The organism is Kitasatospora sp. NPDC090091, assembly GCF_044747365.1.
GTDB lineage: Bacteria > Actinomycetota > Actinomycetes > Streptomycetales > Streptomycetaceae > Kitasatospora.
In genome coordinates this window covers 44,938-55,952 of record NZ_JBIVDY010000007.1, presented here as the reverse complement: position 1 = coordinate 55,952, position 11,015 = coordinate 44,938, and the positions used below count along the sequence as shown (strand labels likewise).

Here is an 11,015-nt window from a genome sequence, read left to right as displayed (position 1 = left end):
GTCAGAGCTCGGTCCGGCGGCGCCGGACGACGATGACGAGATCGACGACGGCGAACAGGGTGAGGATCCCGCAGGCCACCGCGAAGCCGATGAGCGTGCCCCGGCTGGGGGCGCCGTACTCGGGGGCGTTGGCGGCCCAGACGGCGAAGGCCACGGTGGCGATGGCGAACAGCGGGGTGAACGTCAGCGAGAGCAGGTAGCGCAGCTTGAGATCGCTGCGGGCGGTGGCGGGTTCGGTGCCGCTCCGCCACCGGCGCGGAGTCGTGGTGCGCACGCCCGTCACCTCCTTCGGCGGTCTACGATTCCAGCGTACGTCCGGGGCGGAGGCGGGGAGGCGCGATGACCGAGGCGGACGCGGAGGGTTACGCGGGGCTGCGGGTGGAGCGGGCGCAGGAGCTGGCCCGCCGGCACGGCTGGGCCTCGGTCCGGGTGCTGGCGCCCGGGGCGCCGATGACGATGGACTTCCGGGAGGGCCGGCTCAACCTCGCGGTTCGCGACGGGGTCGTGGAACGCTCCTGGGAGGGATGACCGCCGGAGCCGTCCGGTGGGCCCGGCGGGCGGCCACCCGCTGTTCGGCGGCGGTCACCAGGGGTTCGAGCAGCGGCAGCGCGAGCAGCACCAGCAGCCCGGCGGTCCAGCCGGCCAGCACGTCGGACACCCAGTGGGTGCCCAGGTAGACGGTGGTCAGGCCGACCGAGCAGGCGGTGGTGGCGGCGAGCACCGCGCCGGTTCGCCCCCAGCGGACGGCCAGGTAGGAGAGGACGCCCCAGGTGACGACGGCGTTGGCGGTGTGGCCGGAGGGGAATATGGTGCCGCCGGAGAACAGCTCGGGCGAGCCGACGTAGTGGGCGTAGTGCGGGCCCAGCCGGCCGGTGACGATCTTCACCGCACCCACCGTGACGTTGAGCAGCAGCAGCGCGGCGCCCATCACCAGCAGCGGGCGCAGCCGCCGGAGCCGGTGGGCGCGCCAGCCGAGCCAGGCGAAGGCCGCGATCGCGGAGGGACCGCGCTGCCCGGCCACCACCCAGTTGTCGAGCAGTGGTTGCAGGCCGGGCCACCGTTCGGAGGGGCGGAGCAGGCGGAGCGACCAGTCGAGGTCGACCAGGGCAGTGTCCAGCAGCACGCCGGCCACCACCAGCAGGTAGCCGAGGCAGGTCAGCGCGAGCAGGCCGGCGTGGCGCCGGCTCAGCGGCGGCCAGCCGGCGTCCCGGCCGGGCTGGGCGGGGGTGCGGCGCGCGCGCTCACGGCGGCTGGTCTGGTTCTCCGGCAATTCACTCGGCGCTTGCACGCCGGTGACCATACCTACGGGGTCCGGGCCGCCCGCCGGGGAATTCGGAATTCTCCGGAAAGCATCGATGCGGCCGGAATCCGGTCATACGGAGATGCTTTTCCGATATTCTTCGATCGCTCGTGTGTCCGGTATTCGGGCAGGCATTCCCAAGGGCAGGCAAAGCGAACGGAGCGGGAGACCGGCCTGGCCGGCTCCCACTCCGTGGTCACCCTGTGTAGGTCCGGTGCCTCAGTCGAGGGGGCCGCCGGCCACGTAGATGACCTGGCCGGAGACGAATCCGGCGCCCTCGCCGGCCAGGAACGCGATGGTGTTCGCGACGTCCTCGGGCACGCCGACCCGCTGGACCGGAATCTGCGTGGCGGCCGCGCGCTTGAAGTCCTCGAAGTCCATGCCGACCCGGGCGGCGGTGGCGGCGGTCATGTCGGTGGCGATGAAGCCGGGGGCGACGGCGTTGGCGGTGATGCCGAACTTGCCGAGCTCGATCGCCAGGGTCTTGGTGAAGCCCTGGAGTCCGGCCTTGGCGGCGGAGTAGTTGGCCTGGCCGCGGTTGCCCTGGGCGGAGGAGGAGGACAGGTTGACGATCCGGCCGAAGCCGGCGTCCACCATGTGCTTCTGGACCGCGCGGGTCATCAGGAAGGCGCCGCGGAGGTGGACGTTCATGACCGTGTCCCAGTCGGACTCGGACATCTTGAAGATCAGGTTGTCGCGCAGAACGCCCGCGTTGTTGACGAGAACGACCGGGGCGCCGAGCTCGGCGACGATCCGGTCGACCGCGGCCTGCACCTGCTCGGCGTCCGAGACGTCCGCGCCGACGGCGATCGCCCGGCCGCCGGCCGCGGTGATCCGGTCGACGGTGTCCTTGCCGGCGGTCTCCTCCAGGTCGAGGACGGCGACGGCGTAGCCGTCGGCCGCCAGGCGCTCGGCGGTGGCGGCGCCCAGTCCGCGTGCGGCGCCGGTGACGACGGCGACCCGGGGGGCGGTGGTCTGCTCGGTCATGCTCGCTCTCGTCTCTCTCGGATCTGCGGGATCGTCGATCCCGCTCGGGTCTCGCCGGATCCGGTGCGGAGCGTCGCGGGGTCCGCGCGGGCGTCGCGCGGAGCGGCGGCTCGGGGCGGACCGTCGAGTGGCCACACCCTACCGGCGGGTAGGGTGCGCGGCCAGGGCGAAGCCGCAGGTGACCGAGGGTAAGGACCGGCCGGTCGGCTTTCTCCTGCGTTCGGGTTACTGTCGAGTCGGCACGGCGCGTAAATATGCCAATGTTGCCGAACCTGCGTCTACTATCCGCCCCCGCCTGCCAGCGAGGGCCTGCCGTTTGTATAGTGTCCGCCAGCAGCCACCGGCTGCACGGCTGGAGCGCCCTCCCTCACAGCGGGACGCCCACTCGCCGTTACTGCCCCACCCGGGTGTCCCACACACACCGGGTGTGACATCGGGACGGATACATGGTGCTGGGGGAGATCCCGACGACCCGTGTGTCCGGGCGACTGCAGCAGTCGCCCGGGCACCTGATCCGCGTTGCACAGCAGGTACACACCCGTCTGTGGTCCGAACACGTCGGAGCCGACCTCACGGCTCCGCAGTTCGCCGTACTGCTGGTCCTGGCCCTCGAACCGGGTGCCGACCAGCGGACGGTCGGCGAGCGCGCCTCGCTGGACAAGGCCACGATGGCCGAGATGGTCGCCCGGCTGGTCCGGCGCGGCCTGGTGCTGCGACGCCGCGACCCGGCCGACGGCCGGCGCAAACTGCTCGCGCTCTCGCAGAGCGGTGCCCAGGCGGTCCGCGAGGCCACTGGCGGGGTGGTCCGCGTGCAGCGCACGCTGTTCGAGCCGCTCTCTCCGGAGGAGCAGCTGGAGATCGTGCGGGTGATGGCCAAGATAGCCAGGCTGGAGCCGGCCCAGGTCGCCGTCCTCAGTGACGCGCGACCGATGCTGGACGCCCAGCGGGCGATCGGCTACCTGATCCGGGTGAGCCAGCAGGTGCACACCAAGCTCTGGTCGGAGCACGTCGGTTCGGAGCTGACGGCGCCGCAGTACGCGGTGCTGGACGCGCTCGAAATGGAGCCGGGTGCCGACCAGCGCACGGTCGGCGAGCTGGCCTCGCTGGACAAGGCCACGATGGCCGAGATGGTCAGCCGGCTGGTCCGGCGCGGCCTGGTGCAGCGCCGGCGCGACCCCTCGGACGGGCGTCGCAACCTGCTGTCGCTCTCGCCGGCGGGCCAGGACCTGCTGCACCGCTCGGCCGCGGGCGTCGCCCAGGTCCAGCGGCTGCTGCTCGCTCCGCTGGAGGAGCACGAGCACGAGACCGCGCTGGCGCTGCTCGCCAAGGCGGCCCGGTTCTAGCTGGGCAGCACTGGAATCTCCAGCCAAAACGATTCGCCAACGTACTGAAGGCCGCCGACCCGTAAGAGGGCAGGCGGCCTTCGGGGTTGACGAACCGTCGGCGGTCGCGGTGACCGCCGGCCGGTCGCGGCCGGCGGCCGACCGCGACCGGGTGGGGCGTCAGTTCCAGTCGAAGCCCTGCGGGTCCGGGCCGATCCGCCGGCCGGTGGCGATGCCCGCGATCGCGGCGAGGTCGGCCGCGTCCAGCTCGAAGCCGGCGACGTCCAGGTTCTCCTTGATCCGGGACGGGGTGACCGACTTCGGGATCGCGATGACGCCGCTCTGCAGGTGCCAGCGGAGCACCACCTGGGCGACGGTGCGGCCGTGCTTCTCGGCGATCTGCACCAGGGCCGGCTCGGCGAGCAGGTCCTTGCCCTGGCCCAGCGGGCTCCAGGCCTCGGTGGCGATGCCGTGCTCGGCGTGGAAGGCGCGCAGCTCCTCCTGCGGGAAGTAGGGGTGCAGCTCGACCTGGTTCAGCACCGGGACGACCGAGGACTCGTCGAGCAGGCGGGTGAGCTGCTCGGGGCCGAAGTTCGAGACGCCGACCGACTTCGCCCGGCCGTCGGCGGCGAGCTGCTCGAAGGCCTTCCAGACGTTGGCGTAGCTGCCGTGCATCGGGCGCGGCCAGTGGATCAGGTAGAGGTCCACGTACTCCAGGCCGAGCTTCTCCAGCGAGGCATCGAACTCGCGCAGCACCGCGTCGCGGCCCTGCTCGCCCGACCAGTCGCGGGTGCCGGAGTTCCACAGCTTGGTCGTGATGTAGAGGTCCTCGCGGGCCACGCCGCCGGCCAGCGCCTGGGCGATCGCCTGGCCGGTGCCGGCCTCGTTCTCGTAGATCGCGGCGGTGTCGATCGAGCGGTAGCCGGCCTGGATGGCGGCGTGCACGGCGGCGGTGGCCTCCGCGTCCGGGACCTGCCAGACGCCGAAGCCGAGCTGCGGGATCTGGGCACCGTTGTTGAGGGTGACGCTCGGGATGCTGCTCACGGGAAGGGTGCCTCCGGGTTGTCCAAGTACTTCCACCGGCAGAACCGGCTCGGTGTCCGGATTGTTCCCGGTTCCGGAAAGAAATTTCGGACGCGTGGTACCAGCGTGCGCAGCGGGTTGTGGAGGGTCGTCCGGGCGGGGTGTCCGGCGGGGTCCTCCGACGGGGTGGTACGACGGGCGCGGCCGGGGGCGTTCGGGTGCGGACGGGGGCGGGCAGGGGGCGCGCGCGGCGGGAAAACCTGTTGCGCAGGTCACACCGGGGTTGGCAGTCTCGCTGCCATGACCTCCTGATCAGCTCGTCACGGCCGTGACCCCGCCGGCCTGTTCCCCGTCGCCCCGCGCCACCCGCGCGGCCGCCTTCGCACGCCACCCGCGTCGCCGCACTCCCGCGTCAACCGCCCGTACCATCCGCAACGGAGCGTCATGCCGCTCAAGACCCTGCCGCTGGCCGACCCCGGCGGTCCCGATCTGTCCTCCCCCCTCGCCTTCCTGCGCTGGCTCCAGCGCAGCCAGCGCCGCGGCCAGGCGCTGGCCACCTGCTGGTCCGTGCTGGAGATGGGCTGCCAGGCGGCCCTCCCGGTCCCGCTCGGCCTGGGCGTCCAGGCCGCCGTCGACGGCGACGCCGCCGGCATCTGGCGGGCCGGCGGCCTCGCCCTGGCCCTCGCCGCCGTCGCCGCGCTCGGCACCGTCCTGCTGCACCGCCAGGCGGTGTGGAACTGGATCCACGCCGCCACCCAGGTCCGCCAGCTGGTGGCCCGCCAGGCCTCCCGGCTCGGCAGCGGGCTCGCCCGGCGGATCGCCACCGGCGAGATCGTCGCGGTCGGCAGCGGCGACGTCGAGAAGATCGGCTGGTACGTCGAGCTGGTCGCCCGGGTGCGCGGCGCGGTGATCGTCTGGCTCGCGGTGAGCAGCGCCGTCCTGGTCACCGAGCCGCTGCTCGGACTCACCGTGCTGCTCGGGGTGCCGGTGCTGGCCGCCGCCGTCTGGCCGCTGCTCGGCCCGTTCGAGCGGCGCTACTCGGAGCAGCGCGCGCTCGGCGGCAAGGCCACCGAGCTGGCCGCCGACACCGTGGCCGGGCTCCGGGTGCTGCGCGGCATCGGCGGCGAGGAGCTGTTCCTCGACCGCTACCGGGCGGCCTCCCAGAAGGTCCGCGCCGCCGCCGTCCGGTCGGCCCGGGTCTGGTCCCTGATGCAGGCCCAGCAGATCCTGCTGCCCGGCCTGTTCGTGGTCGGCGTCAGCTGGTACGGGGCCCACCTGGCGGCCTCCGGCCGGATCGGGGTCGGCACCCTGGTCGCCGTCTACGGCGCCACCGCCTTCCTGGCCGCGCCGCTGCGCATCCTCGGGGAGGCCGCGCACGCCTGGAGCGTCGCCCGGGTCTCGGCCGGCCGGGCCGTCCGGGTGCTCTCGCTCAGCCGGACGACCGCCACCGCCCGGGCCGGGCTCGCCGGCCCCGGCCAGTCCGACCTCTTCGACCCGGCCACCGGGCTGACCGCCCGGGCCGGCGAGCTGACCGCGGTGGTCTGCGGCGATCCGGACTTCGCCGGGGCGCTCGCCGATCGGCTCGGCGGGCACGTCCCGCTGGCCGAGGGCGAGGAGCCGCAGCCCTCGGTCCGGCTCGGCGGCACCGAGCTGGACGCCGTCCCGCTGGAAGAGGCGCGCGCGGCCGTCCTGGTCCACGACAAGGAGCCGGTGCTGCTCTCCGGCACCCTCGCCGCGCTGCTGGACATCCCCTCCTCGGGCCGGGTCGCACCGGCCGAGGCGCTGGCCGCCGCCCGGGCGGAGGACGTCCTGGACGCCCTGGTGGACGGCTCGCCCGACTGCGGCGGGGACGCGATGCGCGCCGGGATCACCGAGCGCGGCCGCTCGCTCTCCGGCGGACAGCGCCAGCGGCTGGCGCTCGCCCGCTCGCTGCTGGCCGACCCGCCGGTGCTCGTCCTGGACGAGCCCACCAGCGCGGTGGACGCCCACACCGAGTCACGGATCGCGGCCGGGCTGCGCAAGAACCGGGAGGGCCGCACCACCGTGGTGTTCGCGACCAGCCCGCTGCTGCTCGACCAGGCGGACCGGGTGGTGCTGGTCCAGGACGGCCGGGCCGTCGCGGCCGGCCGCCACCGCGAACTGATGCACACCGAGCCGGTCTACCGCGCCGTGGTCACCCGCGACGAGGAGCCGGCCCCGGTCGGGGAGGGCGTGTGACCGACCACCCCGCGTACCGGACGACCAACCCGCTGAGGAGCCTGACATGAAGCCCCCCGTCCAACGGGAACAGGGGCCGGCCACCACCCTCCCGGTCGGCTCCCCGACCGCGGTCCGCGCCTACCTCCGGCTGCTCGCCCGGCGCCACCGGGCCGGCTTCTCCTCGGTGGTGCTGCTGCACTCGGTGGCCACCGTCGCCGGACTGGTCGGGCCGTGGGTGCTCGGCACCCTGGTCGAGTCGCTGGCCACCGGCACCGCGGAGTCGACCATCGCGGTCGCGGTGGCCTGGTACCTGCTGGCCCTGGTGGTGCAGTCCGCGTTCACCTGGTGGTCGCGGCTGCGCGGCAGCATCCTCGGCGAGCGGGTGCTGGCCGACCTGCGCGAGGACTTCCTGGTCCGCTCGGTGGCGCTGCCCACCGGCGTCCTGGAGCGGGCCGGCACGGGGGACCTCGTCTCCCGGGGCACCACCGACATCGACCGGCTCGACAAGTCGGTCCGGGAGGCGGTGCCCGAGCTGGCCGTCGCCGTGGTGTCGCTGCTGCTGGTCATGGGCGCCCTGGTACTCACCTCGCCGCTGCTCGCGCTCACCGCCCTGATCGGCCTGCCGCTGCTGCTGGCCTCCTCGCGCTGGTACTTCCGGCGCGCCCCGCAGTCCTACCGCAACGAGTCGGCCGGCTACGCCGCGGTGAACACCGTGCTGGCCGAGACGGTCGACGCCGGCCGGACGGTCGAGGCGCTGCGCCTGGGCGACGACCGGGTCCGGCTGACCGACCGCAAGCTGGGCGAGTGGCTCGCCTGGGAGCGGTACACCCTCTGGCTGCGCTCGGTCTGGTTCCCGACCATCGACGCGGTGTACGCGCTGGCCGTGCTCGGCACCCTGGTGCTCGGCGGCCTGTTCACCCTGCAGGGCTGGATCTCGGTCGGCCAGCTGACCACCGGGGTGCTCTACGCCCAGGCGCTCACCGCGCCGGTCGACCTGATCCTGCGCTGGTACGACGAGCTCCAGATCGGGCAGGCCTCGCTGGCCCGGCTGGTCGGGGTCCGCGAGGTGCCCGAGCAGGAGACCGACGAGGACGCCAGGCCGAGCGGCCGCCGGGTCGAGGCGACGGACGTCCGGTTCGGCTACCGCGAGGGCGCCGACGTGCTGCACGGCATCAGCCTGGACGTCGCCCCGGGCAGCCGGGTGGCCCTGGTCGGGCCGTCCGGCGCCGGCAAGTCCACCCTCGGCCGGCTGCTGGCGGGGATCTACGCCCCCGGCCGGGGCAGCGTCACGCTCGGCGGGGCCGCGCTGGCCCGGATGCCGGCCGAGCGGGTCCGGGCGCAGGTCGCGCTGGTCAACCAGGAGCACCACGTCTTCGTCGGCACCCTGCGGGACAACCTGCGGCTGGCCGCACCGGAGGCGGACGACACCGAGCTGCGCGGCGCACTCGACGCCGTGGACGCCGGCGAGTGGGTGGACGCGCTGCCGGAGGGTCTGGACACCGAGGTCGGCTCGGGCGGCACGGCACTGACCCCGCCGCAGGCGCAGCAACTGGCGCTGGCCCGGCTGGTGCTGGCCGATCCGCACACCCTGGTGCTGGACGAGGCCACTTCGCTGCTGGATCCGCGGGCCGCCCGGCACCTGGAGCGTTCGCTCTCCCGGGTGCTGGAGGGGCGGACGGTGATCGCGATCGCGCACCGGCTGCACACCGCGCACGACGCGGACGTGATCGCCGTGGTCGAGGGCGGCCGGATCAGTGAGTACGGCAGCCACCCCGAGCTGGTGGCGGCGGGCGGTCCGTACGCGGCGCTCTGGCGGTCCTGGCGCGACGAGCGCTGAGCCGGCCGGGCCGGGGGCGGCCTCCTGGGCCGTCCCCGGTCGCCACCCCGGTCGCCACCCCGGTCGCCACCGCGGTTGTCTCCGGCCGGCCGTCGCCGGCCGGGATCCTGGGCTTTCCGCCCCTGGTCCAGCCCTGGCCCGGCCCTGGTCCGGCTGTGGTGGCGGCCGTGGTGGAGGCCCGGTGGGCGGCTGCTGCGACACGGTCGGGGGCCCGCGCGGCGAGTTGCCCCGTGCGGGCTACTCCCTGGCGCGTAACCGGAGAAATCCGCCGATCGGATCGCAGACTGCGCGTGTGACCAAGATTTCAAACGGCTCGTCCGGCGCCAAGCGCAGCGAGATCGCCGGTATCCCCACCCGGTACATCGGGATCGGGGTCATCGTCGTGCTTGCGGTGTGGTTCCTCTTCGCCAACCTCGACAGCGTCCAGATCCAGTTCTGGGTGTTCACCGTCACCACACCGCTCTGGATCGCCCTGCTCGCCACGCTGGTGGCCGGCGGTGCGCTCGGCTGGTTGCTGAAGGGCCGGCGCGCCAAGTGACCGCCCCGGCCGCCGGCCCGCAGGCCCCGGTCTTCGCGCCGCTGATCGAGCTGCGCGGGGTCAACAAGCACTTCGGCGAGCTGCACGTCCTTAGGGACATCCAGCTGACGGTGGGCCGCGGCGAGGTGGTGGTGGTGATCGGACCCTCCGGCTCGGGGAAGTCCACCCTCTGCCGGGCGATCAACCGGCTGGAGCCGATCGAGGCCGGGACCATCGTGATCGACGGCAGCCCCCTGCCCGAGGAGGGCAAGGGGCTGGCCCGGCTGCGCGCCGAGGTCGGGATGGTCTTCCAGTCCTTCAACCTGTTCGCGCACAAGACCGTCCTGCAGAACGTCTCGCTGGCCCAGGTCAAGGTCCGGCGCCGGTCCCGGGCGGAGGCGGACGCGAAGTCCCGGGCGCTGTTGGAGCGGGTCGGGTTGGCCGCGCACGCCGACAAGTACCCGGCCCAGCTCTCGGGCGGGCAGCAGCAGCGGGTCGCGATCGCCCGCGCCCTGGCGATGGACCCGAAGGCGCTGCTCTTCGACGAGCCCACCTCCGCCCTCGACCCCGAGATGATCAACGAGGTGCTGGACGTCATGCGTCAGCTCGCCCACGAGGGCATGACCATGGTGGTGGTCACCCATGAGATGGGGTTCGCGCGGGCGTCGGCGAACCGGGTGGTGTTCATGGCCGACGGGCGGATCGTCGAGGACCGCAGCCCCGAGGCCTTCTTCGGCGCGCCCGAGAGCGAGCGCGCGCGGGACTTCCTGTCCAAGATCCTTAAGCACTGAGGCGGCGCCGTGGAGAGCTGCGCCCTGGAGAGCTGCGCCGCGAAGAGCTGTGCCCCGAAGTGCTGCGCCGCGAAGAGCTGTGCTGCGGAGCGGAGCCGCGCTGCGCGGAAGGGCCGTACGGGACGGAAGCGCCCTGCGGTGGCCGCGACCGCGGTCCTCGCGGTCCTCGCGGCCCTGACCGTGCTGCTGGCCGGCTGTGGCAGGCCCGGCACCCCGCCGCCGAAGGGGCCGCAGCCCAGCGCCCTGCCCAGCTACCGGGTGGAGAGCGGCGACGCCGTCACCGGCTCGCCCACCCTGGACGCCGCACGGAGCCGGGGCCACCTGGTGGTCGGCGTCAAGGAGGACCAGCCGTACCTGGGGCAGAAGAACCCGGCCACCGGGGAGTACTCGGGCTTCGACATCGAGATCGCCAAGATGCTGGCCGCCGACCTCGGCTTCGGCCCGGACCGGATCGAGTTCCGGACGATCGCCTCCGCCAACCGCGAGACCGCCCTGCAGAACGGCCAGGTGGACTACTACGTCGGCACGTACACCATCAACGACAACCGGAAGAAGCTGGTCGGCTTCGCCGGCCCGTACTTCCTGGCCGGGCAGTCGCTGCTGGTGCGCAAGAACGACGACCGCATCCACGGGCCCGAGGACCTGGACGGGAAGAAGGTCTGCTCGGCGGCCGGCTCGACCCCGTACCAGCGGATCCAGAAGCAGTACCCGCAGGCCCGGCTGATCGGCTACGACACCTACTCGGCCTGCGTGGACAACCTGATCACCGGCCAGGTGGACGCCGTCACCACGGACAACACCATCCTGATGGGCTACGCGGCCAAGGTTCCGGAGGAGCTCAAGGTGGTCGGACCGCCGTTCTCCCAGGAGCCCTACGGGATCGGGACGCCCAAGGACGACACCGTGCTGCGCGGCGCGCTGAACGACGCCCTGGCACGCCACGAGGAGAACGGCGACTGGCAGCAGGCCTACGACGCCACCCTCGGCCTCTCCGGCGTGCCCGCCCCCGCCCCGCCGCCGATCGACCGGTACTGAGAGG

General features: G+C 73.5%; 11 protein-coding genes. 7 read left to right on the top strand and 4 right to left on the bottom strand.

Annotated elements, in window-relative coordinates; all coding sequences use genetic code 11:
- Nucleotide 1 precedes the first annotated feature (1 nt).
- Entirely contained in the window at nucleotides 2-274 is a 273-nt protein-coding gene (locus ACIPSC_RS13970; protein ID WP_400825609.1) for a DUF6343 family protein, read from the bottom strand.
- Nucleotides 275-339: 65 nt separating this feature from the next.
- On the opposite strand from ACIPSC_RS13970, the gene ACIPSC_RS13965 reads away from it, so the two are divergent.
- On the top strand, nucleotides 340-528 hold the full coding sequence (locus ACIPSC_RS13965) for an I78 family peptidase inhibitor (RefSeq protein ID WP_400825607.1): 189 nt from the start codon (nucleotides 340-342) through the stop codon (nucleotides 526-528).
- On the opposite strand, the gene ACIPSC_RS13960 is transcribed toward ACIPSC_RS13965, so the two are convergent.
- The gene (locus tag ACIPSC_RS13960) at nucleotides 479-1,288 is read right to left on the bottom strand and encodes a phosphatase PAP2 family protein (RefSeq protein ID WP_400825604.1); all 810 of its coding nucleotides are present in this window, start codon (nucleotides 1,286-1,288) and stop codon (nucleotides 479-481) included. The genes ACIPSC_RS13965 and ACIPSC_RS13960 overlap by 50 nt on opposite strands.
- A gap of 231 nt (nucleotides 1,289-1,519) precedes the next feature.
- A complete protein-coding gene (fabG, locus tag ACIPSC_RS13955; protein WP_400825602.1) occupies nucleotides 1,520-2,287 on the bottom strand; it encodes a 3-oxoacyl-ACP reductase FabG in 768 nt (255 codons plus the stop codon).
- 446 nt (nucleotides 2,288-2,733) lie between these two features.
- Here fabG and ACIPSC_RS13950 point away from each other — a divergent pair, with 446 nt between their 5' ends.
- The gene (locus ACIPSC_RS13950) at nucleotides 2,734-3,630 is read left to right on the top strand and encodes a MarR family winged helix-turn-helix transcriptional regulator (protein ID WP_400825600.1); all 897 of its coding nucleotides are present in this window, start codon (nucleotides 2,734-2,736) and stop codon (nucleotides 3,628-3,630) included.
- Between the two features lie 159 nt (nucleotides 3,631-3,789).
- On the opposite strand, the gene ACIPSC_RS13945 is transcribed toward ACIPSC_RS13950, so the two are convergent.
- Complete coding sequence (locus ACIPSC_RS13945) at nucleotides 3,790-4,653, bottom strand: aldo/keto reductase (RefSeq protein WP_400825599.1); 864 nt, start codon at nucleotides 4,651-4,653, stop codon at nucleotides 3,790-3,792.
- 423 nt (nucleotides 4,654-5,076) lie between these two features.
- Between ACIPSC_RS13945 and ACIPSC_RS13940 the strand changes: the two genes are divergently transcribed.
- The 5 genes from ACIPSC_RS13940 (at nucleotide 5,077) to ACIPSC_RS13920 (ending at nucleotide 11,011) form a co-directional block, all read left to right on the top strand.
- A complete protein-coding gene (locus tag ACIPSC_RS13940; RefSeq protein ID WP_400825598.1) occupies nucleotides 5,077-6,849 on the top strand; it encodes an ABC transporter transmembrane domain-containing protein in 1,773 nt (590 codons plus the stop codon).
- A gap of 46 nt (nucleotides 6,850-6,895) precedes the next feature.
- Entirely contained in the window at nucleotides 6,896-8,668 is a 1,773-nt protein-coding gene (locus ACIPSC_RS13935) for an ABC transporter ATP-binding protein (protein ID WP_400825596.1), read from the top strand.
- Between the two features lie 292 nt (nucleotides 8,669-8,960).
- Complete coding sequence (locus ACIPSC_RS13930; protein WP_400825595.1) at nucleotides 8,961-9,206, top strand: LapA family protein; 246 nt, start codon at nucleotides 8,961-8,963, stop codon at nucleotides 9,204-9,206.
- A 41-nt stretch (nucleotides 9,207-9,247) separates the two neighbouring features.
- Complete coding sequence (locus ACIPSC_RS13925) at nucleotides 9,248-9,976, top strand: amino acid ABC transporter ATP-binding protein (RefSeq protein ID WP_400826082.1); 729 nt, start codon at nucleotides 9,248-9,250, stop codon at nucleotides 9,974-9,976.
- A gap of 138 nt (nucleotides 9,977-10,114) precedes the next feature.
- On the top strand, nucleotides 10,115-11,011 hold the full coding sequence (locus tag ACIPSC_RS13920) for a glutamate ABC transporter substrate-binding protein (protein WP_400825594.1): 897 nt from the start codon (nucleotides 10,115-10,117) through the stop codon (nucleotides 11,009-11,011).
- Nucleotides 11,012-11,015: the final 4 nt, after the last annotated feature.